Raw genomic sequence first — 25,563 nt, 5'->3', positions numbered from 1 at the left:
TTGATAATGGTTAGAAATCTTTCAATATGTTGTCAAAAGCATATGCTTTATTCCAAATACTGTACCGATAATCAAATTGTAGTTTAAACTCGCAATCTATCTTTAATTTCCAAAATCGAGTATAGCAAAGTATACACATCATTGCATAGGAAAACAGACAGAACATTTTTAAAACGACAAATCACCTCAGCTTTTATTTTTTTTCCCTAAATTGCACAGCAATAAACATTCTTTTTGACATGAGTGCCATAGAAAATATCACTATTCAAGTAGAGCCTACGCAACAATCTAGAATTTCGCAAGTAGACTTTGACAACTTAAAATTTGGTCAAATTATGTCTGACCATATGTTGGTCGCAAATTATGACAACGGACAATGGGAAGAAGTAAAGATTGTGCCTTACGGAAATCTCAGCGTAAGCCCATCCATGTCTGCACTGCATTATGGACAAGCAATCTTTGAAGGTATTAAAGGATATAAATTTGAAGACGGTACGGTTAGTATTTTCCGCCCCGACAAAAACTGGGAAAGATTCAATAAATCAGCAGCTCGTTTAGAGATGCCTGAGGTCCCTGAAGAAATCTTTATGGACGGATTGAAAAAACTATTGGATGTAGACCGAAACTGGATTCCTTCAAAACAAGGAACAGCCTTGTATATCAGACCCTTCATGTTTGGTACTGAAGCAGCGTTGGGTGTACACCCTTCAAAATCTTACCAATTCATAATCATCACTTGCCCAGTAGGTGCTTATTATAGCAAACCAATCAGCTTAAAAGTGGAAACGCACTATACACGTGCTGCAGAAGGTGGAGTAGGATTTTCAAAAAATGCAGGTAACTATGCATTATCATTACACCCTACACAATTGGCAAATAATGAAGGCTATGACCAAATTATGTGGACAGATGCGCTAGAACACAAATACATCGAAGAAGCTGGTACAGCAAACTTAATATTCAGAATCGGAGATACCATTATCACCCCACATGGCGATACCATCCTACATGGTGTTACCAGAAGAACGATCATGGAACTTGCCGAAAAATGGGGTTACAAAGCTGAACAAAGAAAAGTATCTGTGAAAGAACTTATCGATGGTATAAAAGCTGGCGAAGTATCAGAAGCATTTGCCGCAGGAACAGCCGCAACAATAACACATATCGACAGAATCGGATTCGAAGGACAAGACTATACCCTACCTCCGGTAGAAGGACGCGAATTCTCAAACAAGGTTTTAGCGTACTTAAATGATTTAAGATACGGTAAAATCGAAGATCCATTTGGTTGGAACTTTATTGTTGAATAACAAAAAATTTAATTATTTAAAATAAAAAAGGTTGCCACATGTGGCAACCTTTTTTATTTCTTTTAAAATTATACTTCTCCGCAATTTACGATTACAACATCTATCAACTCAAACGATTTCGTAATTAAAACAATCGTTTGCTTTCGTCAGACATTCGATTATTATAATTTATCTCCCTAAAATTAGCACATAATAACCAACAAATCTGACAAACAACCATTCATTTAGATTCAAATGAGAAGTAAACATTACTTAACCCAAGTAAGGTGGTCCAAAGCAATTATACATTTAGCTTTGATATCTCCTTCCCTACTTTTTGCCTCTCCAACTTTTGGAAAGGTGAAAAAACCAAATTATGCATTTAACCATGCTTTTAATTTAAACAATTCTGTGCAAACAGAAATATCAGGAACAGTACGTGATAAGGATGGAAACCCATTATCAGGTGTCACGGTTTCTGTTAAAAATGAAGGTAGAACCACTTCTACTGACTCGGCTGGTAAATTCAGCATTTCAGTCAACAGCAATTCTTCAACCCTAACATTTTCCTACATCGGTTATCAATCAAAAGAGGTTGTAGCTTCTAATGCTGTCAACGTAACTTTAGACTCTTCGGAAGATGTTCTTGATGAAGTTGTTGTAGTGGGTTATGGGAATCAAAAGAAAACCAACCTGACTAGTGCTGTGTCTCAGGTAGATGCCAAAGTTCTTCAAAACAGACCTTCACCAACTATTACAAACATGTTGCAGGGAGCAGCACCAGGATTAGTAGTAACTAGAAACTCAGGAAGACCTGGTGGACAAGGATTAAACATATCTGTCCGAGGCGAAACATCTGCAAATGGATCTGTTGGTCCTTTAATCGTTATCGATGGGGTAATTAGTTCTGAAGAAACGTTTGTAGCATTGAACCCAAATGACGTCGAAAACATTAGTATCCTGAAAGATGGAGGTGCAACAGCAATTTACGGTGCTCAATCTGCCGGAGGTGTAATCTTGGTGACAACAAAAAAAGGAAGTTCAGGTGCAGGGAGAATTTCATTCTCTAGCAATTTAGGAATACAAAGACCTGGTGCAATGCCCGATAGACTTTCTCTAATAGATGAAATGAACTATGTCAACCTTGCAAGAAGGAACGCTGGAATTGCAGAAGAATATTCGGAGGAAGACCTCAATTATGCAGTAAATGGTCCAACCTTCGTATTAGGATCCAACGGTCAATGGAGAACTTATAACCAACAGAATATTTTAGATCAAGTTATTCAAAAAAAATACAACATCTACAACAACAACATTCAGTTTACTGGAGGCTCAGATAAAATAACCTATATGGCTTCGTTGGGTAATATGACTCAAAATGGTATGTTCAAAGTGGGTGATGACAAATTCTCCAGAATAAACGCTAGAGCAAATGTATCTGCTCAAGTAACAGATTATTTGAAATTAGATATAGGTAATGCTTTTATAAATCAAAAAACTGATAATCCACAAGATGGAGGCTACTCAATCGACGGAGGAGGAAACTCAATCCTAAGACAGTTTTATTCCTCAAGAATGAGATTCCCAATCTATAATGAGGATGGCACATTCTATAAAAGTGGGACTTCTTCAGCATTTGGGTATGCTTTGATGAAAGAAGGTGGTTTTAACGATGATCTTAAAAGGACATATTTCAATAATGTAACCGCTACGATCAATAATTTTGTCAAAGGATTGGAAGTAAAATTAATGTACAGTAGAGAAAACATTGATTTACAAAATAGAAACTTCCGCAGAACAGTTGATTATTATTCTGGACCTACTCCAAACACGAAATCTCAATTGAACAATCCAAACAATTATTCCGTAACCAATTATAAAACATTGAAACAAAATGTTCAGGCTGTAGTTGATTATGATTTAACTGTTGCAGAAAACCATAATTTTCACTTGATGGGTGGATATCAATTTTATGACAATGATTATGAATATATTTCAGCCTCAACCAAAAACTTATATGTTAACGACAACCCTAGTTTAAACTTCACCTCTGACCCATTAAATAAGTCCCATGTTCAATATGCGTATAGAGAAAAAATGCAATCATATTTCGGACGCTTTAATTACAATTATAAAGAAAAATACCTTTTTGAGGCAACTGTACGTAGCGATGAGAGTTCAAGACTATCTCCTGATGTTAGAGTAAAAGTTTTCCCATCTTTTTCTGCGGGTTGGAATGTTGCAAAAGAAGATTGGTTCCAAGGAGCAACTTCTATTATTAACGAATTGAAACCAAGGGTATCTTGGGGTAAAGTGGGTTCGACAGTAGGAATAGGATATTACGACTTCATTGCAACTCTATCAACAGGATCAAATGTATTGATCAATGATATCAAACAAACATATATTAATCAAGGACGCTTACCAGGTAGAGACCTTAGCTGGGAAACTATAGAAACTCGAAATTTAGGTTTAGACTTTAACTTGTTGGACAGAAAATTATTTGGAGCATTTGAATATTTTCAAAAATTCAACAGAAATATGCTAGTAAATATCAGTATGCCGGCAACTATTGGTGCAGGTGTACCTAAGACCAACCAAGGGGAATTGCATACTTGGGGTTGGGAATTTAGCCTTGGTTATAGAGATAAAATTGGAGATGATTTTAACTATAACATTGGTGTAAGCTTGGCAGATAACAAAAACAAACTTATTCGTTATGGTGGAGCAAATGATATCGTTTATTCAGGTACTAACAAATTAGTTGAAGGGTATGCGATGAATTCAATATGGGCATATAAAACTGATGGTTACTTCCAAAAATGAAGCTGACTTAGAAAATGCACCAAGCTACGAACGTTTTATCAATAAAACAGGTGTTCCAGGTATTGGAGATGTCAGATATATCGACATTGACGGAGATGGAATAATTACACCAGGAAAAAACATCGTCGGAGATACAGGGGATTTAGTTTATATGGGTGATACAAATCCAAGATATCAATTATGGTATAAACGCCTATTTTAATTACAAACACTTTGACATGTCCTTCTTTATCCAAGGTATTGGAAAACGCTTTTTAAAACCAAGTAATGAATTAATTCAACCTCAATTATATTCTTGGTATCTGCCAATGGATTTCCAAATGGACTATTGGTCCGAAGAAAATAGGGATGCTGCATTTCCGAGACCATATTTAGAAGGCAGTCATAACTTCCAAAATTCTGATAAATGGTACAGAAGCGGAGCTTATGCCCGATTAAAGAACATCCAACTTGGTTATACATTAAGTAAAGATCAAGTAGCGAAATTACCTTTCAATAGAATTAGGGTTTATGTATCTGCTGAAGATATTCTTACAGTATCAAAATTAGGTGTATTTAAAGGAGCAATTGATCCGGAGATTAGACCTGAAGACAATAAGATTTCACCTTATCCATTTGCTACAACTGTATCGTTTGGATTGAACATCGATTTATAATATTGACACAATGAAAAAGAGATTTATATATTTATTAATAGGCTCCTTGATTTTTACAGGGGTGAGCTCTTGCGAAGTTGATGAAATACCTGAAACTTCAATGAGTGATGCAAATTACTGGAATACAGTAAATGATTTAAAAATGGCCGCAAATTTTTTCTACACGACTCTTCCAGGATTGACTTCCGATGATGTAGCTGAAGATGTTTGGTCGAGTTATGGATATTCAAATAGTGGATCAGGGACCGGCATTAGCGATGGATCAAGGGCAACACCAGCGACCAGTGGTGACTATAACTATTACAACATTTTTCAAGCAAATAAACTTCTTGAAAATGCACCCAACGTGATTGAGAAAGGAGGAACTGAAAAAGAAGTAAATTGGTATGTAGGAGAAGCTCATTTCTTCCGTGCAATGTATTATTATGAAATGTTCAAAACGCTTTGGAGGCGTGCCATTGATAATAAAAACATTATTGCCAGATGACCCTGAAGTTTTTGCACCAAGAGCTTCTCGTGAAGATATTATAAATCTGATACTTAATGATTTGGACATTGCTGTGAAAAATTTAAGAACTCATGAAGAATTGATTGCAGCAAAAGAATACGGAAGGATTTCAAAAACAGGAGCATTAGCTTTTAAAGCCAGAGTAGCTTTATTCGAAGGTACAAGAGCAAAATTCCATAAATACGGAGATGCTAAAAAATACTTGACAATGGCGCGTGACGCAGCAAAAGAAGTTATGGACTCAAAGCAACACGCTCTTTTTTCACAGTCAAAGATCGAAAGTAACGGACAAAGAACTGACAATGCTTATTACAATCTATTCCAACAAGCAGGAGAAGGTAGCACTAACAAAGAAAATATAATTGTGAGACAATATGGGGTTAATAGGGAGAACAGTGTTTCTAGCACTGCTGTACAACGCTATTATGAAGGAAGTAACATTTTGCCTACACAGAACTTCGTTGACAACTATTTAATGGCTGATGGTTTACCCATTACAAAATCAAAATTATACGAAGAACCAACAAAAGAAACTAAATATTCCGAATACTTCAATAAAAAGGATCCTAGGATGAGTTTCACCATATTTAAAACGGGAGATGAATTTATCTCTAGCAGTAATTATACGATTCCAAATCCAAGGCAACATCGCAGTGGTTACGGAATTCGAAAATATGCCAACAAAGAATTCTGGAACCTACAAGCATCATATATTGACAAACCAATTTTAAGATATGCTGAGGTACTTTTAATTTATGCAGAAGCCACTTATGAGCTTAATGAAAGCATTTCTGACGCTGATTTAGATCAAACTATAAATTTATTAAGAGCGCGACTTCCTCAAATAAATATTGGCACTTCAGAACTGCCTAATTTCGTAGATATGCCAAAATTGAGCAATGATTTTGTAAATGCTAATTCACTAAATATGCGCGAAGAGATACGCAGAGAAAGATTAGTAGAACTTGCTTTTGAAGGCTTCGGCTATTGGGACCAAATCCGTTGGAAAACTGCCGAAGTCGAAATGAAAAAACCGTTAATCGGCAGCTACCTATTTACTGAATTCTTAACGACAACAGGAGAGAAATGGGCAGCAAATACACCAGTAAACAGCAAGAACTATATTATTCTTCAAGATGCCAATCTTCGAAAGTTTGATCCTGCAAAAGATTATTTATGGCCTATTCCGACAAATCAGATTGCGATCAATCCAAAGATTGAGCAAAACCCTAATTGGTAAAACAGAAGGATAGATCAAGAAAGATTTAATCAAATAGTTTAAAATAACCATAGTAATAGGGTACTGTTGTTATAAAAGGGCTCGATAAATATTGAGCCCTTTGCATTTATTTTATCCTCCGCTTTCTGTTCCATTAAAAAAAAGGAGATCTCACGACCTCCTTTCAACAAAACTTAACAAACTATATATTATTACATTTTTGCATCCATCAGCTTCTCAGAAGACTTTGAGGGCTGACCTAGCTCCATTTTAATAACAAAAGCACGGTTGGATTGGAAATCACTTGGAATAATCACATCGTAATAAGTGTTTTTATCCAAATCCAAACCAATATCTGAATGCGAAACCTTCAATTCTTGCCCGTTTGCCAATAAAACTGCCTTTATTGGAACTTCTGTAGATTTCTTAGGTACTGCAATTCGTGCAATATTATGTACTGGTCTATTGAATACCGTTAGGTATAGATTTTTATCTTTTTGAGTATAATATCCTAGCTTGGTTTTAGGAAGGTCAACATGTCTGACACCATATACAGCCTCAGCATTCACCTTCATCCAATCGCCTAATTCTTTAGCGATTATATCTTCTTCCGGATGCATTAATCCGTTGCCATCAGGTCCAAAGTTTAAAACAAAATTCCCATTCATGGATACCGTTTGCATGAGCATATCCAAGAGGTCATCAGTGGTTTTGGTATAGAGTCCAGACCAATCCTTCATATATCCCCATCCGTTTGGTGGAATCGTCATAACTGCATCCCAATCATTACCATCTAACCATTCATATTCTTGAGGAAGTTTTCTCTCCCACCCTTGTTCATAGTCTCCCAAGATCTCACCGTTGCTATCAAAATGTCGTTTGCCGAATTCATCATTCCTAAATCGAGAACCAATAATCAAACCTGGATGTTTTGCACGCAATTCCTTCTCCAAATTATAGGTAAAATCATATGCCTTCACCCAAGACTGATCCCATGTTCCATCAAACCAAAAACCTTTGATTTCAGGATACAGGTCAAGCAGCTCCATCAATTGATTTTTTGTGTACTGCAAAAACTTATTGTATTTTTTCTTTTCCTCCTCGGTTTGTGGTTCTTTTGTCAGATAATCAGGATTATTCCACTCCAAAACAGAAAAATATAAATACACATCGATTCCTTGTGCAGTATAGGCATCAACCACTTCTTTTACAATATCCTTTTTATAGGGAGATTTAGTGATATTGTAGTCCGAATATTTTGTTGGCCACAATGCGAAACCGTCATGATGTTTAGTGGTAAAGATCATATATTTGGCTCCCATGTCCTTAGCTTGTTTAGCCCAGGCATTGGCATCAAAATCTTTTGGATCAAATTTCTTATAAAGATTGTCATATGTCTTCTTCCAATCCTTTGGCGCTGTCTCACCGCTCCATGTACGAATCCATTCTGAAGCAGCAGCACCTTTTCTTGCACTAACGCCCTCCCATTCATTTCCAGGTATAGCATACAGTCCCCAATGAATAAACTGACCAAGACCATAATCCCTGAATTTTTCCATAGCTGGGTCTGTTCGATGCTTTGGAGTAAGCGTACCATACTTGACTTCCTTTTTCTCCGTCGGCTTCACTTTAGGACCTGTCCATTGAGCATTTGCTAATTGGCATGATAGCACAGTAAGAGCAGAAAGCACGGAGTATTTAAATATCTTTTTCATAATAAATTCTCTATTGTAGTGTCCAAATCATTTCATCAGTAAGCTCAGTATTTCCATTTTTACCTGAAGCTTGGATTTTATTTTCTCCTTTTTGAAGTTGTACATTATCAATCACCCAATGCCTCGAATTAACACCTTGTTTGGTACTATAAGCTTTTCCATTTACCGTTACCTCAACATTGGGAAGATTTGAAAAAAGTTGAATTTTTGCCACGTTATTAGATCGTAGGCTATCCCTTCTATTTGCCAAATAAATCATGGGTTCTGGATTCCAGTTTGCTTTGTACCAATAGAAAGAATCTTTTTTCCGCTTGCGGTCAAAGGTGATCAACCCTTTTAGATTTCTGGCGTTAACACCACCCCGATTCCAGGCTGGAACTGCAAATTCAAAGGCATTCCATAAGTAAGAGGCCAAAATAATTGGATTCTTTTCGATTGCTGCCCATTGCTGAATATGGGTTTCAGTCTGATAATTTTCAGGAAATGCTTTTCCGGAAATCACATCAGTTGGAGGTTCCACCGTTTCTTTACTGATATCTATATTTCCATCAGCACCATATTCTGACAACATGATTTTGTAATCAGGAAAATCCTGTTGTACTTTCTGAGCCCAAGGACCTAAATCTTCGATTTTTCCTCCATACCAGCCAAAATAATGGTTGATTCCTTGAACATCGGTACTTAAATTTTCCTGCCTGTCAATAACATTATAAACCGGTCACAGCAACAGTATATCGATCTGGGTCCAACGTTTTTGCAATGTCATTCAACTCTCTAGATAATACAGGAACTTGTTCATCAGCAGTCTTTGAATAAACTTCATTGTGAACACCCCATATATAAATTGCAGGATGGTTGAAATTCTGTTTTACCAATTCTGACATCTGCTGTTTAGCATTATCATTTTCATAGTAAGACACACGGTTTACAAATGGAATTTCAGCCCATGTCAAAAACCCTATGGAATCAGCTAAAGAATAAACATCAGGAGATTGCTGATAATGTGCCAGACGAATTGTGGTAGCTCCCATTTCTTTAATCAACATCAAATCTTCCTTATGCTGCTCAAAGCTCAGTGCAGAACCAAAACCTTCACGATCCTGATGTCTCGTCACGCCATACATTGGATATTTTTTGCCATTTAAAAAAACACCTTTGCCTGCAATTAATTCAACATGCCTTACACCCAGAGGTTGTTTTACAACATCAAGCTCCTTACCATTGGAAACTAACTTCGCCGTTAAAGAATATAAATATGGATCCTTAATCCCATCCCACAAATGCGGCGATTTCATGTTTATTATTTCATTTACATAAGTTACACCTTGTGGAGAAACTGAGATAGCCTGTTTTTCAGTTAATATGGTTTTACCAGCCATATCTTTAATCTCAATGACAAGGTCTGCGTTTTGGGTGTGCTTTTCCTTGGTTTCTATTTTAGCTTCTACATGGATTTCAGCAGACTTAGCGGATACATTTTTTTGTTTAATGAATATACCCGGTGCTGCCTGGTCTGTGACAACAAAATTTGTCTTATTAGTCGTTATGATATGTACAGGTCTGTAAATTCCTCCGTATACTGGAAACAAAAAATGATTGATAGGAATAATGTCTTTCCTCGATTTATTATCTGCAACAACCGTAATCGTATTCTCCTTCTCATAATCTATTGAATTCGTAATTTCAAAAGCAAACATAGAATAACCACCCTTATGCTCACCAATATAATTACCATTAACAAAAAGCTGAGCTACAGCCCCAACTCCTTCAAACTTCAGAAATGTTCTCCTGTTTTTATCCTCTGGAGATGCAGTATATGATTTTTGATAAACAGCCTTGCCTTCAAAAAAATTACGGTCAAGCTGCATATCGGTTTTGTTATAAGTATGTGGAAGTTGAATGTCTTCCCAGACTTCAAGCTTCGTCCATTGGCCCTGATTTTCAAAATATTTTTGGCCATTTTCGAAATCAGTGAAAAATGTGGAATTGTTTGCTTTGTAAAATTTCCAACCCTCATTAAACGATTTCTGAATCCTCGACTGCCCAAGTGAAACTTGACTAATCAAAAGACCAATTGAAATGTATAAACTTTGTTTAAATAAGAATTTGTTCATGTGATAGGTATATAATAAATCCGAAGATAAGTAAAAGCATTTGGTCAAAATTCTAACAAACGATTGCGTAACTAACGAAATGGTTTTCGTAACAAATAATTACCCGAAAACAGGTATTTATACCCTAATCATTATACTATACCTTTGAACCATCACTAACATGTGCCTTATTTAAATCCTATGAAAAAGAAATACACTATTCCTTTTATGCTCGTTTTGGCAATTTCATTTTTATTGAATACTTCTTGTAGCAAAGATGAAAAGGGAGATGACCAAATACAAATTACTGAAGATAAACCTGGTGAGATTCCTGGCTTGGGCGAAGCCGAAGGAGAATTGACAGGACAAAAATATAAGTTGCCGGAAGGAATTGAACAAGTAGGGGAAATCATCGGATATGAAGGCGATATAAATCCTACCGCAAAACAAAAGTCTAGAGAATTAAGAGCCAGCGGAAAAAATAATGCTAAAAAAGCTGAATCGCCAGCCGAAGTATCAACAGATTTTTCAAGAGGAAGCGGGTATTATGTACGTGTGAGAATAAATTTGAAAAACACAACTTCTAGCAACAGAAAAGTAGAACTACCAGCAGGATTAGTCATCAAATCAAGATCTGGAACCTATCAAAATGGTGTTCTCCTGAAGAAAACATCTATAGATATTCCTGCTAATAAAACTATCCTGTTAGACCTTCACATGTATTGTGGTAATGCTGCGAAATCATCATCTTCGCCAAGTGAGAAATATGATCTTGCCGTGATTTCAAATTCATCTAGCCTACATGATTTAATCAACAGATTGAAAAACAAAAAGATAAATATTGAACAATATTTTAAGGAAACTGATGGTATGGATGAATATGAAGACATCGTAGCTTTTTTACAAAATATACTTTGGAATGTCACAGATTCAGAATCTGGATTATTAGACGATGATATCGAGTATATCAATTCTATCCCAAATGACTAATCCATCTAACTATTAGTACATACACTATTATTAAAATAGCCCTTCTTAGGGCTATTTTTCTTTTATAGTTTCTTCGATAAACTCCATTATCTCCTTTGTTTCACCTGGTTGAAACCAATTCGTATTTCCATACTTCTTAAACCAAGTTATCTGCCTTTTGGCATACCTTCTTGAATTTTGCTTTATCTGAGAGATTGCATCCTCAAGGGAAATTTTAGAATCTAAATATTCAAATAATTCAGCATATCCTACAGTGAGTAAAGCTGGTTTATGTCGGAATTCTTCTAATGATTTTACCTCTTCTAGGAGCCCAGCTTCCATCATTAGATCTACGCGGAGATTAATACGCTCATATAATTTTTCCCGATCCATATTTAAGCCAATGGTCAAAACCTCAAAATCTCTTTGTGATTTTTGATTGGTCATAAAATGGGAAATGGGCTTTCCTGTTGCTTCATAAACCTCGATTGCCCGAATAACACGTTGAGGGTTGTCAATATCCGATTTGGAATAATAAGAGGGGTCTATCTCTTGTAATTTTTTTTTCAAAGGTTCCAACCCTTCTTCCTTAAACCAATTGTTCAAAGAATTTCGAACTCCTTCAGGAGCTTTTGGCAGGTCATCCAATCCTTCTGTTAATGCCCGCACAAACAAACCTGAACCACCTACAGCAATAACTATTTTGTTGTTTTCAAATAGATCTTCCAAACAGCCTAATGCCTCACGTTCGAAATCCCCAGCGGAATATTCTTCTGAAATGGAATGTGAATCGATAAAATAATGCTGAGCTTGAGCAAGTTCCTCAACCGAAGGCTTTGCGGTTCCAATGCTCATTTCTCGATAGAATTGTCTTGAATCTGCAGAAATAATCGATGTTTTAAAATGATTGGCAAGATCGATCGCTAAAGCTGTTTTACCAACAGCTGTAGGACCTACAACAACAATCAAAGTTTTCTTTTTACTCATTATTCACTAACAGATACTGTCAAAAAAAATAGATGATAGACTAATCTACCATCTATTGTGAATTTAAATATTATAAATATTAATAATCTTCTTCTTTTGAATTATTTGATTCTCCACCTTCAGACTCTTCCCCTTCCTCATCATCAAACATATCGTAATCATCCTCTTCATCCACTCCATATTCTTCACCCTCTTCTGCTACAAATTCATCTTCATCGTCATCATCTGGGCTGATAGGGAAATTCGCTGCTGTTAAATTTCTCGGAGCCTCGCCAATTTTCTTGAAAAGCGCAGGATATTCCTTGCCATCTTCTTCTTTTAAAATCTTGATTAGTTCAACGTGAAAATCATAAGGACGGTCGAAATTATACGTATAATAGAATTTTTGATGTGGATCATCAATAAATTTACTTAAACGGATCTCTTCAACATTCAAAACCCCATTTGCTTTTTTTCTATCATTTGGCAAATAAGCAATCTCAATCCCTTTTTTCCATTGATCATTGCTTACATAAAATGAGGATGAACGCTCAGTATCATAACCCGTAGTTTTTTGAATCTCTCTGTGTAAATCCAAAAAAGTACTTTTAGAAGGCATATCTATTTCTCTATAAACATCTTCGTAGTCTTCAAAAGTTATTCTAAATCTGTAAATCGCCATGTTATTTAATGTGTTTATTAGATTAAGCTATATTTCAAGCTTTAAAAATACATATTTTTTTAAAAAATCAATTTCTATAAAACTTGAGTTAAACCCAAGCTTTTACCCTTTTCTACCATGAAACTGAAGGCTTCCTGTTTGGAATTTGGAATATCCCCTTCTAAGATGGCTTCACGGATAGCATTCTTTATAATACCAACAAATCGACCTGGCCCAATGCCAAATGTTTTCATGATATCTTCCCCATCAATTGGAGGCTGCCAATTTCTTAAATGATCCCTCTCCTCAACATCTTTCAACTTCTGTTTTACTAAGTCGAAATTCTCCCTATATTTCTTCTTCTTATATTCATTCTTTGTTGTTACATCTGCATGGCATAGCAACATCAAATCATCAATATCATCCCCAGCTTCAAATAGCAACCTTCTTACCGCAGAGTCTGTAACTATATCCTTCACCAATACTATTGGCCTTAAATGAAGTAGGACAAGTTTCTGAACAAACTTCATCTTCTCATTCAAAGGCAGCTTCAAATCTGCAAACAGCTTGGGAACCATTTTAGCTCCTCTGTCTTCATGCCCATGAAACGTCCACCCAATTTTCTTGTCAAACCTTTTCGTAGCAGGTTTAGCAATATCATGCATGATAGCAGCCCATCTCAACCACAGGTCTGAAGACATTTCAGCAACATTATCCAGAACTTCCAAAGTATGATAAAAATTGTCCTTATGCCCTTTCCCGTCAATGTATTCTACTCCATGTAAATCATACATTGCAGGAAATATCTTCTCCAGAAGTCCAGTATCAAATAAATACTTAAACCCGATAGAAGGTTTTTCAGCTAGAATAATTTTATTCAGTTCGTCTGCAATTCTTTCTTTAGAGATAATTTGAATGCGATCTGCCTGTTCGCTGATAGCATTAAGTGCTTGGGCTTCAATCCTGAAATTCAGCTGTGTCGCAAATCGAATAGCACGCATCATTCGTAATGGATCGTCAGAAAACGTAATATCTGGTGCCAAAGGGGTCCTGATTATCCTGTTTTTAATGTCCTCAACTCCATTGAATGGATCCACCAGCTCACCATAATTTGCACTGTTCAATGAAAATGCCATAGCATTAATGGTGAAATCACGACGATTTTGGTCATCCTCAAGAGTGCCATCTTCTACAATAGGCTTCCTCGAATCCTTTCTATAGGATTCTTTTCTCGCACCAACAAACTCTACTTGAAGACCCTGATAGACTAACATTGCTGTGCCAAATGATTTATAAACAGCAACTTTGGTGTTAAGCTTTTCTCCCAATTTATTGGCAAAATCAATTCCACTTCCTAAAACAAGGATATCAATATCGTCTTTAAATGGGCGACCCATTATTCTATCACGCACATATCCGCCAATTACAAAGCAAGCGACTTGCTCTGTTTGGGCCAATTCTTTAATTATAGGAAAAATGGGATGACTTAAATTCTCACTCATAGCAACAAAGTGCAAAAGTAATGAAATTTATAGACAACAATAGGTGGAACCTTTAGTAAATACAAATGTTTACCTAATCGCGATCTTTTGACAATCGGCGGAAGGCAAGTGGATTTTCAGTAAGTACTTCTTGTTCTCTGCGTCTATTTACAATATGAACAGCTTCAAAAATAGCTTCCAAGAAAGATGCATTGGAGGCTAAGTTCTTCCCAGCGATATCATAACCCGTACCATGGTCTGGTGACGTACGAACAACTGGAAGACCAGCAGTAAAGTTAATACCATTGCGAGCAGCGATATGTTTGAAAGGAATCAAGCCTTGATCATGATACATCGCCAAAACCGCATCAAACTTGTTATACGCATCTGCTGCAAAGAATCCATCCGCTGGAAAAGGCCCAAAACAAAAGATATCCTCAGCATTCGCCTTTTCGATAGCAGGTCGGATAATATCACGATCTTCTGTACCAATAAGACCATCATCGCCTGCATGGGGGTTCAATCCCAAAACAGCAATCTTAGGCTTCTGAATCCAGAAATCCTTCTTAAGGCTTTCGTTCATCATTCTTAACTTATGAAGGATACTATCCTCAGAAATAGCTACCGAGACCTCTTTGACAGGAATATGACCTGTTACTACACCTACCCTCAATTCGTCACTAACCATAAACATCAATACGTCCTTTGCATCAAATGCATTTTGTAAGTATTCGGTATGTCCAGGAAAATTAAACCCTTCTTGTTGAATATTGTGTTTGTTGATCGGGGCAGTAACCAAAGCATCAATTACCCCCGCTTTCAAATCCTCAGTAGCACGTTGTAAGGATATAAAAGCATATTTACCGCCAATTTCATTTTGCTCTCCAAGGGAAATCTTGACATCCTCTTGCCAACAATTAATCATATTGGGACGTTTAGGATTTGCTTGGTCCGCTGAATTGATTACATTAAAACTAAAATCATTAACGCCAATCGCTTTACGATGAAATGAAGCAACTTTAGTGTTTCCATAAACAATCGGTGTAAAGAAATCCATTACCCTGCTATCCATCAAGGATTTGATAATAACCTCTAAACCAATCCCGTTTATATCACCTACAGAAATACCAATTTTTAATTTTTCACTCATCGTCAATGCTTTTAGATATAGTCAAAAATAGCAAAAAAACATAAACATTATGCTTGAATTGCCATTTAGCTATAAATGGACGATTAAATTAAATTCCCACAACGCTAAAAACACTATCTTTGTGACAAATACATCCTATGGGTTCAGTACGCGCAAAAAAACATTTAGGTCAGCATTTCCTTAACGATAAAAATGCCGCACAACGAATTGTTGAGGCTTTAACTCCTTCACTTGGATTCAAACAGGTATTAGAGGTAGGACCGGGTATGGGAGTTTTATCCGATTTTTTATTACAAAATAAAGAATATGAAACCTTCCTAATTGATGTTGATGATGAATCGATCGAATTTTTAGCAGATAAATACCCTGAATTGGACAATCGATTAATTCATGGAGATTTTTTGAACCTCGATTTCAACCAATATTTTGGCGATAAAATGGCCGTTATTGGAAATTTCCCCTATAACATTTCCTCACAGATCTTATTCAAAGTATTAGAGGAAAGAAATAGAGTAGTTGAGATGGTTGGCATGTTTCAAAAAGAAGTTGCTGAACGATGTGTTGCTAAACCAGGTAATAAAGAATATGGCATCCTGAGTGTGTTTTTACAAGCTTATTACGATGTGTCCTACCTTTTTACCGTCAAAGCGGGGGCATTCAACCCTCCGCCAAAGGTATTATCAGGCGTAATGCGAATGGTTAGAAATAACCGTGAAACATTGGATTGTGATGAAAAATTATTTTGGAGAGTCGTAAAGGCAGGATTTAATCAAAGAAGGAAAACACTGAGAAATGCACTTTCTGCAGTGGTTCCAAAGGATCGGATGAGCGACAATCCACTCTATGAATTGAGGGCTGAGCGTTTGTCAGTTAAGGATTTCGAAGCCTTGACCAATGAAATTGCAGCAAAACTTTAATCATGGAAGTTCAAAGTGAGTTCACAATAATCGGTGGTGGGGTGGCTGGCCTAACGGCAGCAATTGCCCTTAAAAACCTAAATCGTGAATTCCACCTTTTTGAACAATCAAAAGAACTGAAAGGAATTGGTGCAGGATTTGGCTTGGCAGCAAATGCCATGCAAGCCTTAGATTATTTAGGGCTACGCAATGAAATTGAAAACATTGGATACTATCTAGATTCCTTTGCAATCTTGGACAAAAACGGGGAAATATTGGTCAACCCCAATACCAAAAAACTTTCCGAAAAATATGACCAGAAAAACTTCGCCATTCACCGATCTGACTTACACTTATTCTTACTTTCCAAGATTGATCAAATCAATTTATCATTAGCAAAAAGAGCCATAAATTTCAAACAACACACAGACTTTATCGAACTGTATTTTGAGGATGGTTCCATATATAGGACAAAATATCTAATAATTGCCGATGGTGTCAAGTCTCCATTAAGACAACAATTAATTCCTGATTCGAAACCTAGATATGCTGGCTATAGCTGCTGGAGAGCAACAATAGACAATTCATCTTTAAAACTTCAAAAAGGAACAGAAACTTGGGGAGATAAAGGCAGATTTGGATTAACACCATTAATCAATGATAGAATCTATTGGTATGCTTGTATAAATGGACCTCGGCAGAACCCAACCTTTAAAAATTTTGCAATTGAAGATCTGAAAAAACAGTTTTCTTCCTACCATCACCCAATTCAAGAAGTACTTTCTCAAACCAAAAATGAACAACTTATTTGGAGTGATATCATAGATATTAAACCATTAAATCAATTTGCATTTGACAACATCCTTATAATTGGTGATGCGGCTCATGCATGCACCCCCAACATGGGACAGGGAGCATGCCAAGCGATGGAAGATGTAGCAGTATTGACAGATGAACTTCAAAAAAACAAATCTGTAAAGGATGCATTTAAATCCTTTGAATCCAGAAGATTAAAAAGAACTAAATATATTACTGACACCTCAAAATTTATTGGTGAAGTAGCGCAATGGGAGAATAAATTCCTAATTTCAATAAGAAATAACATGATGAAAATCATGCCTGAACGGATGAATCAGCAGGCATTGATTAAGCTTTTCAAACAAGACTTCATGAAATAACATTACAGCATATGAACATCTTAATTGTTGACGATATACACGAAATTCTATTAGAAAAACTTAGCAAAGCAGGAGTAAAATTCAATTATCAACCCGAAATAGACAAAATAGGTGCAGAAAAATTGATCCCTGAGTATGATGGGTTAATTATTAGGTCAAAATTCCAAGTCGACAAAGAATTTATTGACCTGAATCCTTCTCTTAAAATGATTGGAAGAGCTGGTGCAGGAATGGACAATATCGATGAATCATACGCTGAAAGCAGAGGAATTAAACTTATTCCTGCCAATGAAGGAAATAGAGATGCTGTTGGAGAACATATGATCGGTATGTTGCTAAGCCTAATGAACAATTTAAACCGTGGAGACAAAGAAGTAAGGACCGGCTTGTGGAAAAGGGAAGAAAACCGCGGCTATGAATTAAAAGGTAGAACGGTCGCTTTGATTGGTTATGGCCATAATGGCAAATCAATGGCCAAGAAACTATCGGGATTTGATGTCAATGTAATTGCTTACGATAAATATAAAACAGGATTTTCTGACCAATATGCAACGGAAGTTTCGATGGAAGAAGTTGTAAAAAGAGCGGATGTATTGAGTTTCCATATTCCATTAACGAGAGAAACAAAAGGAATGGTGGACGATGAATATTTATACCATTTCAGGAAACCAATATTTTTCTTGATGGGAGCAAGAGGAGGAATTGTAAATATCCCAGCAGTATTAAAAAAATTGGATGAAGGAAAAATTATTGGGGCTGCCTTTGATGTATTACCGATAGAAAAGTTCCCGTCCTTAGCGGATCAAGACTGGTATCAAGACCTTATCGATAGAGAAAATGTATTGCTAAGCCCACATGTGGCGGGCTGGACGTTTGAAAGTTATTACAAATTATCAGATGTTTTGGCGGATAAAATCATCTCACATCTTAATAAATAATAAGACCAATAGCCATTGAATGATCAGAGAAAGATCTAAAAGATAAACATGATGATAATGTTTTTCCTTGGAATAGATTATGAATCTAAGCATGATCAAAATCAACATCGTTGTTAATAATAGACCAATTTTAACATTTAAAGTGTTTGGGGATAAGGCAATCAAGATTAAATGAAAAAGCCCTATACCATAAGATAAGTTGATTGCTCGCTCTTTTCCTAATAATATGGGAACAGTTTTTAGGTTATAGAGACTGTCTTGTTCATAATCCCTGATATCAAAGGGTAAAGTACACAAAACTAGGAATACAATCTTTACCAATCCTAAATAATTTGCCGCATACCAATTGATATCTGCACTATTAGCAAATAGTTCTACCACTGGCAAGCCGACGCTACTTAATGACCACACTAGTGCAATATAAAAAACCTTGAGCCCAGGAACCTGACGCATGGAGATCCATTTACCTTTTGTTTTTAAAAGAGGTACTGCATATGCAAGACTAATTACACCTATAAACCCCAAAAAAACCAATGTTAAAAAATGAACATGAAACAGTGCCCAAATAGTAATCAGAAAGGATACAGCACTAAAAGTCCAGAAAAGCCACATGTTTTTCCCAATCCACCGAGTCCGGTGGTAAGGAGATTTACTGGGGTCTTGGGGAAGTGACAGATATAAACTCAAATTATAAAGCAACAAAGTTGTCGCCCCCTCAATCCATAGAATAGGGCTATTGACAGGAAAGTTCAGAACATAATACGTCAAGGCACATTGTGCCACAGCGGCAAATGCAATCAACAGGTTGGTATGTACCAAAAAATAATAAATCTTTTTCAAACCCATTATCATGTTAGGCTAACATTTAACACTCAATATTTGTTCCTGACGCACAAAAATTAGCATTTCAGTCGAAAAAAAATTAAATTAGCTAAACAGGTTCTTGTTTTTTCCGCTGCAAATAACTAATTGACCGAATTAAATAATTTCCTGATGTAAAGATAATGTAGACCTATAATTTTTTATTAAAAAATGAATTTTCAGCTAAAATCTTTTGATGAGTATCAAGAAGCTTACAATAAGAGTGTAGAAGAGCCAGAAGCGTTTTGGAGTGAGGTGGCGGACCATTTCTTTTGGAAAAGAAAATGGACCAATGTACTGAACTGGAATTTTAAAGATCCAGACATAAAATGGTTCGAAGGAGCTAAATTAAATATTACAGAAAACTGTTTAGACCGCCATATTTATAAATTAGGAGATCAGCCAGCCATTATATGGGAACCCAATGACCCGAATGAAGCACACCGAATTCTCACTTACAAGCAATTGCTACAAAAAGTAGAGCAATTTGCCAATGTTCTAAAAAACAATAATATCCGTAAAGGTGACCGTGTATGTATTTATTTACCTATGGTGCCTGAATTGGTTATTGCTGTTTTAGCCTGTGCTAGAATTGGAGCCATACATAATGTAGTGTTTGGTGGTTTCTCCGCTAGATCAATTGCAGACCGCATCAATGATGCTGAATGTAAATTGGTCATAACTTCAGATGGTGGATTCCGTGGACAGAAAATATTGGAATTGAAGTCTATCGTTGACGATGCCTTGATGCAGTGTGACACTGTAGAAAAAGTAATCGTACTGACCAGAACTCGTACCCCTGTATCTATGATTAAAGGACGTGATGTATGGTGGGAAGATGAAATCAAAAAGGTAGAAACACAAGGTAACCCGGCTTGCCCTGCAGAAGAGATGGATGCTGAAGACACTTTATTTATTCTTTATACATCTGGCTCAACCGGAAAGCCTAAAGGTGTCGTGCATACCACAGCCGGTTATATGGTTTATACAGGCTACACATTTGCAAATACGTTCCAATACAAACCTGGAGAAGTATATTTCTGTACGGCAGATATCGGATGGATCACAGGTCACAGTTATATTATCTATGGCCCTTTGTCACAAGGTGCTACTTCCTTAATGTTCGAAGGTATACCAACTTATCCGGATGCAGGACGTTTTTGGGACATCGTTGACAAATACAATGTGAACATACTTTACACCGCTCCAACAGCGATACGCTCGTTGATGGCATTTGGAGACGATTTCCTAGAAGGAAAAAACCTGTCTTCTTTGAGAGTTCTAGGTACTGTTGGTGAACCAATCAACGAAGAAGCTTGGAACTGGTATCACGATAAAATCGGTAAAGGCGAATGTCCAATCGTAGATACTTGGTGGCAAACTGAAAATGGTGGTCATTTGATCACTCCGATTGCCGGTATTACACCTGAAATACCAGGATACGCGATGTTGCCATTGCCGGGAGTTCAACCTTGCCTAATGGATGAAAATGGAGAAGAAATTCAAGGTAATGATGTATCAGGAAATCTATGTATTAAATTCCCTTGGCCTGGTATGTTGCGTACGACATGGGGTGACCACGAACGTTGTAGACAAACTTATTTCTCAACCTATGAAAATATGTATTTCACGGGCGACGGTTGTTATAGAAGCCCTGAAGGTTACTATAGAATTACAGGCCGCGTAGATGATGTATTGAATGTTTCAGGCCATAGAATTGGAACAGCTGAAGTAGAAAATGCAATCAATATGCACTCAGATGTTGTTGAATCAGCAATTGTAGGTTACCCACACCCAGTAAAAGGTCAAGGTATTTACGCCTATGTCATTGCAAATCACCACATCGATGCTGAAAAAACTAGACAAGATATTTTGCAAACAGTGACCCGCATCATTGGAGCAATTGCAAAACCTGATATTATTCAGTTCGTAACAGATCTTCCTAAAACCAGATCAGGAAAAATCATGCGCAGAATATTGCGCAAAGTTGCCGAAGGTGAATTGGAAAATTTAGGTGACACTTCAACTCTGCAAGACCCAACAGTGGTAGAAGCAATTATTGAAGGCGCAAAAGAAATGAAAAAATAATAAGTTGCTAGCGGAGCCGAAGCACGGTTGCTGAGCGGAGCCGAAGCAAAAACAAAGCGGTCGAATCTTTCATGATTCGACCGCTCTCTTTTTACCCTAACAATCTTTCTAGTCCAAGGAAAATTCAAATTCTTGGTTTTTTTCCTTTTTATATGCTAGGTTTTGTGTTGCTGGTGAAATGGCAAATAATGGTGAAAAAGGTTTTTACCTTAACAGTTTTGCCATCTGGTAGGAACTCCAAATATCTCAACCATCCATCGCCACCATTTCCAAACCAACCCCCTCCCATTGCTTGGGCATTGAATGTCATTTGAGTAACGGTCTTGCCTGCAGCATTTTTATCCTGTCTGAAGCCGAGGTGACCATCAAATTTATCAGGTTCACCAATATGTCCAGAGAATACCATCCTGATATTTTTTGAAGGTTTCACTAATTTCTCGAATACGGCTGCGCCATAGTTTGAATCTCCAATTTTATATCCCTCAGTTTTAATATGATTACTGTTTTTATCCAAATAAGTATGAGTTAACAATATGACATCATGGTTTTCATACTTTGGTTGTGCCAATGTTTTCTTTGCCCAGTCAATAACTTCATTTCGAGGTGCAAATTCCAGTACCATAACCAATATTTTCTTTGGATGAGGGGTTTGAAACTCATAAATAGCATTCACATTAGAAGAATTTCCATTTAATGCCGGCCCTACTTCACGAAGTGCTTTTGCATTAAATCCATTCTGTTCAGGTGAAAAATACTTATCATACTGTGTGGATCGATATTCCGCACTGACATGTCCATAATCATGGTTACCGGTAGCTAATACATAAGGAACATGATTGTCTAATTTGCGAAAAGCTTCACTCGTATTGGTCCATTGCTGTTTACTGTTTTGATTGGCAACCTTTCCATCTGGATTTAATAAATCATTTTGTTCTACTAAATCGCCTGTACAAAGAACGAATTGAGTATTTAAAGAATCTACATTCTCTCGTATCCATGATGTCATTAAATTTAAGACCCCGACATTCCTGTCATACTTCACATAAGTTTGTGGGTCTGGTATCAAAACTAATGACCATGATTCGTTGTTAATTAATTTAGGTTTGACATAATTTTCTTGACCAAATGATTGGGTACAAATTAAAAGAAATCCCAAAAATATGGACCAAAAGGAGATAGGTTTACATTTCATAATGATTAAAAAGTTGATTATTTAAAACTACCAAGAAAACTAGATTTATCCCTATAAATTTTAAGGTTTAATCTTAATTTAACACGAAAAATTCCTGTTTTTTATTATTTTTAACCCAATCCCATAATTCTTTAAGAGAACGCCCATGTTATTTACAATACTTTTAGGTTTGATTTCTTCGATTTTGCTAATCCCATTCGGCAAACGATTTAAATCATCTTGGAGTATATTATTGCCATTGGTCCCAACAGTACTATTCTGCTACTACTTAGGCTATATCCCTAAAATTGCGAATGGACTAAACTATATGCAAGAAATAAATTGGGTCCCTTCATTAGGTGTTAACTTTGACTTAAAACTTGATGGTCTATCTTTATTGTTCTGCCTACTGATTACCGGAATCGGAACTGGGATATTTTTCTATGCAAGAACTTATTTAAAGGGTCACCCCTATTATGATCGGTTCTTTGGGTATCTCTATCTTTTTATGTCAGCAATGATCGGCCTGGTCTTATCTGACAATATTTTCTTGTTGTTCATTTTTTGGGAACTCACCAGTATCAGTTCATTCTTCCTAATAGGATTCAACAACGACCAAGAAGCATCCCGAAAAAGTGCCATGACAGCTTTGACAATCACTGGAATGGGAGGATTTTTTCTCCTTGCAGGATTGGTGTTGATGGGGAATGTTGCGGGAACATTTAGAATTTCAGAACTTATAGAATATCGAAATGTAATTTTAGAACACCCTCAATATCCACTGATTTTAGGTTTGCTATTTTTTAGGTGCTTTTACAAAATCGGCCCAATTCCCTTTTCATTTTTGGTTACCAGGAGCAATGAAAGCTCCCACGCCAGTTTCAGCTTACCTGCATTCAGCAACCATGGTAAAGGCAGGAATTTATCTATTGGCTAGGTTCTTCCCGATTCTAAGTGGAACAGAATTATGGAGCTATACCCTCATGGGAGTCGGAGGATTTACCATGCTTTATTCAGCAATCCATTCTCTATTTCGGACAGATTTAAAATCGATTCTTGCATATTCTACCATTTCTGCGCTCGGCATTCTTGTATTTCTGTTAGGTGTTGGCTCAAAAGAAGCTGTGATAGCGGCAAGTGTATTTATATTGGTCCATGCATTGTATAAAGCTACCTTGTTTTTAGTTACCGGCATTGTTGATCATGAAACTCATACTAGAGACATCACTAAGCTTGCTGGTTTACGGAAAGTTTTGGGTCCTGTAGCGTTAGCTGCTGGGTTGGCGGCATTGAGCAGTGCTGGATTGCCCTCAACATTCGGTTTTATAGGTAAAGACTTAATTTATGAAGCAACCCTGCACGCAGAAAAAAATTGGATCCTAATCTTGACAATAATTGCTGTTGCTACCAATATATGCTTAGTAGCAGCCGGATTTATGGCTGGGTTTAAGCCCTTTTTTGGACCTTTGCATCAGGAATACGCTAAGGTACATCTTCCTTATAAATCAATGTGGATAACACCTTTGATCTTAGCCATCCTAGGTTTGATATTCGGTCTTGTGCCAAGTTTGGCAGGCAATTTCATCAATTACCAAGCAGCAAATTCTATTTTCGGTGGAGACACCGAAATGCATCTGGCCATTTGGCACGGCTTCAATACAGTTTTTGGTTTTAAGTTTGGTGACATTGGCTGCAGGAACATTCCTCTACATGGTCAATAAACCAAGTGAAGCCAAAGTAAATTATATTGAAAAATTTCAACGATTGTCTCCGCAAACAATTATTACAGGTTATGCCAATGATATAGTTCGTTTTTCTCAATGGTTTACCAACTTTTTCCACAATGGCTATTTGAGATCATATCACATGAAGATCATTCTTTTTGCTGAAGCATTGTTGATCTATAAATTATGGCAGAGTGGACCAATCCAAATAGATTTTGAAAAACCTTACACCACTTACAATTTATGAAGTGGCGGTGGTAATTATCTTATTGGGGGCATTGGTAATCGTCATTGCAACGCCTTCTAGGTTAACATCAGTAGTAGCCATGAGTGTGATTGGTTATTGTATCTGTTTGATGTATGTATTTTACAGTGCACCCGATCTTGCTATGACTCAATTTACCATTGATACTTTAAGTACTGTATTATTTGTATTGGTCCTTTACAAATTACCTAGCTTCTTAAACCTGGCATCTGCTAGAGAAAGATATCGCGACAGTGTTGTCGCACTGGGATTTGGAGCAATTTTATCTATAATAGCACTGAAGGTATTATATGAACCAATTCAAACACAAACCAGTGATTTCTATGGCGAAAACGCCTATATATTAGCTAAGGGAAAGAATGTCGTAAACCTAATCTTAGCGGACTTTAGAGGGATTGACACCATGTTTGAAACTGTCGTTTTAGGGATTGCCGCATTAGGCGTCTACAGCTTATTAAAATTAAGATTGAAATCTTCAGAAAAAGAATAAAGATATGCGAAGTATAATATTGCAAACAGCAACTAGGTATTTGTTGCCTATTTTATTACTGTTCTCTTTCTTTCTTCTATTGAGAGGACATTATTATCCAGGAGGAGGATTTGTTGGTGGATTAGTGGCATCCATAGCTTTTGTGCTGCACAGTTTCGCCAATGGCACCGAAGCAACCATGAAAATATTGAAAAGAAAACCATTGTCATTAATTCCAATAGGATTAGGAATTTCAGCTATAAGTGTCGTTATGCCAACATTTTTTGGCTTGCCGCCAATGACTGGATTATGGTGGGAAGAAAAAGTGCCAGTAATCGGAATGATTGGATCAGCTTTGTTTTTTGACTTGGGTGTATACTTGGTCGTTATCGGTGTTGTATTGACAATATTATTTACCATTTCATTAACCAAAGATTAAG

Annotated in this window: 25 protein-coding genes; 16 read left to right on the top strand and 9 right to left on the bottom strand. The window is 36.6% G+C overall.

What is annotated here, in order from left to right; all coding sequences use genetic code 11:
* Positions 1 to 239 precede the first annotated feature (239 nt).
* The 6 genes from FGL31_RS02550 (at position 240) to FGL31_RS02540 (ending at position 6,519) form a co-directional block, all read left to right on the top strand.
* On the top strand, positions 240 to 1,310 hold the full coding sequence (locus FGL31_RS02550; RefSeq protein WP_138089606.1) for a branched-chain amino acid aminotransferase: 1,071 nt from the start codon (positions 240 to 242) through the stop codon (positions 1,308 to 1,310).
* Positions 1,311 to 1,700: 390 nt separating this feature from the next.
* Entirely contained in the window at positions 1,701 to 4,115 is a 2,415-nt protein-coding gene (locus FGL31_RS02545; protein WP_232046210.1) for a SusC/RagA family TonB-linked outer membrane protein, read from the top strand.
* Positions 4,096 to 4,317 carry a hypothetical protein gene (locus FGL31_RS22975; protein ID WP_197734059.1) on the top strand — a complete coding sequence of 74 codons (222 nt, stop codon included), beginning with the start codon at positions 4,096 to 4,098 and terminating at the stop codon, positions 4,315 to 4,317. Before FGL31_RS02545 ends, FGL31_RS22975 begins: the two co-directional genes overlap by 20 nt.
* Positions 4,318 to 4,333: 16 nt before the next feature.
* Entirely contained in the window at positions 4,334 to 4,771 is a 438-nt protein-coding gene (locus tag FGL31_RS22970; protein WP_197734058.1) for a hypothetical protein, read from the top strand.
* 10 nt (positions 4,772 to 4,781) lie between these two features.
* On the top strand, positions 4,782 to 5,258 hold the full coding sequence (locus FGL31_RS22965; RefSeq protein WP_197734057.1) for a RagB/SusD family nutrient uptake outer membrane protein: 477 nt from the start codon (positions 4,782 to 4,784) through the stop codon (positions 5,256 to 5,258).
* The gene (locus tag FGL31_RS02540; protein WP_197734056.1) at positions 5,224 to 6,519 is read left to right on the top strand and encodes a RagB/SusD family nutrient uptake outer membrane protein; all 1,296 of its coding nucleotides are present in this window, start codon (positions 5,224 to 5,226) and stop codon (positions 6,517 to 6,519) included. The genes FGL31_RS22965 and FGL31_RS02540 overlap by 35 nt, the downstream gene beginning before the upstream one ends.
* A 191-nt stretch (positions 6,520 to 6,710) precedes the next feature.
* On the opposite strand, the gene FGL31_RS02535 is transcribed toward FGL31_RS02540, so the two are convergent.
* The 3 genes from FGL31_RS02535 to FGL31_RS02530 all read right to left on the bottom strand — a co-directional run bounded on the left by FGL31_RS02535 (position 6,711) and on the right by FGL31_RS02530 (position 10,327).
* Entirely contained in the window at positions 6,711 to 8,213 is a 1,503-nt protein-coding gene (locus tag FGL31_RS02535) for an alpha-L-fucosidase (RefSeq protein ID WP_138089605.1), read from the bottom strand.
* A 10-nt stretch (positions 8,214 to 8,223) separates the two neighbouring features.
* A complete protein-coding gene (locus tag FGL31_RS22960) occupies positions 8,224 to 8,784 on the bottom strand; it encodes a hypothetical protein (protein ID WP_197734055.1) in 561 nt (186 codons plus the stop codon).
* A 136-nt stretch (positions 8,785 to 8,920) separates the two neighbouring features.
* Positions 8,921 to 10,327: a glycoside hydrolase family 2 protein gene (locus FGL31_RS02530; protein ID WP_197734054.1), complete on the bottom strand. Its 1,407-nt coding sequence runs from the start codon at positions 10,325 to 10,327 to the stop codon at positions 8,921 to 8,923.
* Between the two features lie 180 nt (positions 10,328 to 10,507).
* Between FGL31_RS02530 and FGL31_RS02525 the strand changes: the two genes are divergently transcribed.
* On the top strand, positions 10,508 to 11,296 hold the full coding sequence (locus FGL31_RS02525; protein ID WP_138089604.1) for a hypothetical protein: 789 nt from the start codon (positions 10,508 to 10,510) through the stop codon (positions 11,294 to 11,296).
* A 51-nt stretch (positions 11,297 to 11,347) separates the two neighbouring features.
* Here FGL31_RS02525 and miaA read toward each other — a convergent pair whose 3' ends face one another.
* The 4 genes from miaA to pdxA form a co-directional block, all read right to left on the bottom strand.
* Entirely contained in the window at positions 11,348 to 12,262 is a 915-nt protein-coding gene (miaA, locus tag FGL31_RS02520) for a tRNA (adenosine(37)-N6)-dimethylallyltransferase MiaA (RefSeq protein ID WP_138089603.1), read from the bottom strand.
* Between the two features lie 79 nt (positions 12,263 to 12,341).
* Entirely contained in the window at positions 12,342 to 12,923 is a 582-nt protein-coding gene (locus tag FGL31_RS02515; protein ID WP_138089602.1) for an IS1096 element passenger TnpR family protein, read from the bottom strand.
* Positions 12,924 to 12,997: 74 nt separating this feature from the next.
* The gene (locus FGL31_RS02510; RefSeq protein WP_138089601.1) at positions 12,998 to 14,404 is read right to left on the bottom strand and encodes a CCA tRNA nucleotidyltransferase; all 1,407 of its coding nucleotides are present in this window, start codon (positions 14,402 to 14,404) and stop codon (positions 12,998 to 13,000) included.
* A 73-nt stretch (positions 14,405 to 14,477) separates the two neighbouring features.
* Entirely contained in the window at positions 14,478 to 15,533 is a 1,056-nt protein-coding gene (pdxA, locus tag FGL31_RS02505; protein WP_138089600.1) for a 4-hydroxythreonine-4-phosphate dehydrogenase PdxA, read from the bottom strand.
* Between the two features lie 137 nt (positions 15,534 to 15,670).
* Here pdxA and rsmA point away from each other — a divergent pair, with 137 nt between their 5' ends.
* From rsmA to FGL31_RS02490, 3 genes are read left to right on the top strand one after another with little or no spacing between them, the layout of a single operon-like run.
* Complete coding sequence (gene rsmA, locus FGL31_RS02500) at positions 15,671 to 16,450, top strand: 16S rRNA (adenine(1518)-N(6)/adenine(1519)-N(6))-dimethyltransferase RsmA (protein WP_099372793.1); 780 nt, start codon at positions 15,671 to 15,673, stop codon at positions 16,448 to 16,450.
* 2 nt (positions 16,451 to 16,452) lie between these two features.
* Entirely contained in the window at positions 16,453 to 17,607 is a 1,155-nt protein-coding gene (locus FGL31_RS02495) for an FAD-dependent monooxygenase (RefSeq protein WP_138089599.1), read from the top strand.
* Positions 17,608 to 17,618: 11 nt separating this feature from the next.
* Positions 17,619 to 18,545 carry an NAD(P)-dependent oxidoreductase gene (locus FGL31_RS02490; protein WP_138089598.1) on the top strand — a complete coding sequence of 309 codons (927 nt, stop codon included), beginning with the start codon at positions 17,619 to 17,621 and terminating at the stop codon, positions 18,543 to 18,545.
* On the opposite strand, the gene FGL31_RS02485 is transcribed toward FGL31_RS02490, so the two are convergent.
* Positions 18,528 to 19,385 (bottom strand): UbiA prenyltransferase family protein, encoded by an 858-nt coding sequence (locus FGL31_RS02485; RefSeq protein ID WP_138089597.1) that lies wholly within the window; start codon positions 19,383 to 19,385, stop codon positions 18,528 to 18,530. The genes FGL31_RS02490 and FGL31_RS02485 overlap by 18 nt on opposite strands.
* Positions 19,386 to 19,577: 192 nt before the next feature.
* Between FGL31_RS02485 and acs the strand changes: the two genes are divergently transcribed.
* The gene (gene acs, locus FGL31_RS02480) at positions 19,578 to 21,494 is read left to right on the top strand and encodes an acetate--CoA ligase (protein ID WP_138089596.1); all 1,917 of its coding nucleotides are present in this window, start codon (positions 19,578 to 19,580) and stop codon (positions 21,492 to 21,494) included.
* A gap of 148 nt (positions 21,495 to 21,642) precedes the next feature.
* Here the strand turns inward: acs and FGL31_RS02475 are convergent, their stop codons facing one another.
* A complete protein-coding gene (locus FGL31_RS02475; protein WP_232046209.1) occupies positions 21,643 to 22,500 on the bottom strand; it encodes a metallophosphoesterase in 858 nt (285 codons plus the stop codon).
* Positions 22,501 to 22,831: 331 nt separating this feature from the next.
* Here FGL31_RS02475 and FGL31_RS24350 point away from each other — a divergent pair, with 331 nt between their 5' ends.
* The 5 genes from FGL31_RS24350 to FGL31_RS02465 are packed head-to-tail and all read left to right on the top strand — an operon-like array spanning position 22,832 to position 25,562.
* Entirely contained in the window at positions 22,832 to 23,602 is a 771-nt protein-coding gene (locus tag FGL31_RS24350) for a proton-conducting transporter transmembrane domain-containing protein (protein WP_232046208.1), read from the top strand.
* Positions 23,526 to 24,386: a proton-conducting transporter transmembrane domain-containing protein gene (locus FGL31_RS24345; protein WP_232046207.1), complete on the top strand. Its 861-nt coding sequence runs from the start codon at positions 23,526 to 23,528 to the stop codon at positions 24,384 to 24,386. The genes FGL31_RS24350 and FGL31_RS24345 overlap by 77 nt, the downstream gene beginning before the upstream one ends.
* On the top strand, positions 24,376 to 24,636 hold the full coding sequence (locus FGL31_RS24340) for a hypothetical protein (RefSeq protein ID WP_232046206.1): 261 nt from the start codon (positions 24,376 to 24,378) through the stop codon (positions 24,634 to 24,636). Before FGL31_RS24345 ends, FGL31_RS24340 begins: the two co-directional genes overlap by 11 nt.
* Positions 24,605 to 25,144 carry a hydrogen gas-evolving membrane-bound hydrogenase subunit E gene (gene mbhE / locus FGL31_RS24335; protein WP_232046205.1) on the top strand — a complete coding sequence of 180 codons (540 nt, stop codon included), beginning with the start codon at positions 24,605 to 24,607 and terminating at the stop codon, positions 25,142 to 25,144. Before FGL31_RS24340 ends, mbhE begins: the two co-directional genes overlap by 32 nt.
* Positions 25,145 to 25,148: 4 nt before the next feature.
* Entirely contained in the window at positions 25,149 to 25,562 is a 414-nt protein-coding gene (locus tag FGL31_RS02465; RefSeq protein WP_138089595.1) for a Na+/H+ antiporter subunit B, read from the top strand.
* The last annotated feature ends 1 nt before the right edge of the window (position 25,563 follow it).

This window comes from Sphingobacterium daejeonense, assembly GCF_901472535.1.
Lineage (GTDB): Bacteria > Bacteroidota > Bacteroidia > Sphingobacteriales > Sphingobacteriaceae > Sphingobacterium > Sphingobacterium daejeonense.
This window is presented reverse-complemented; position numbering and strand designations above follow the sequence as displayed.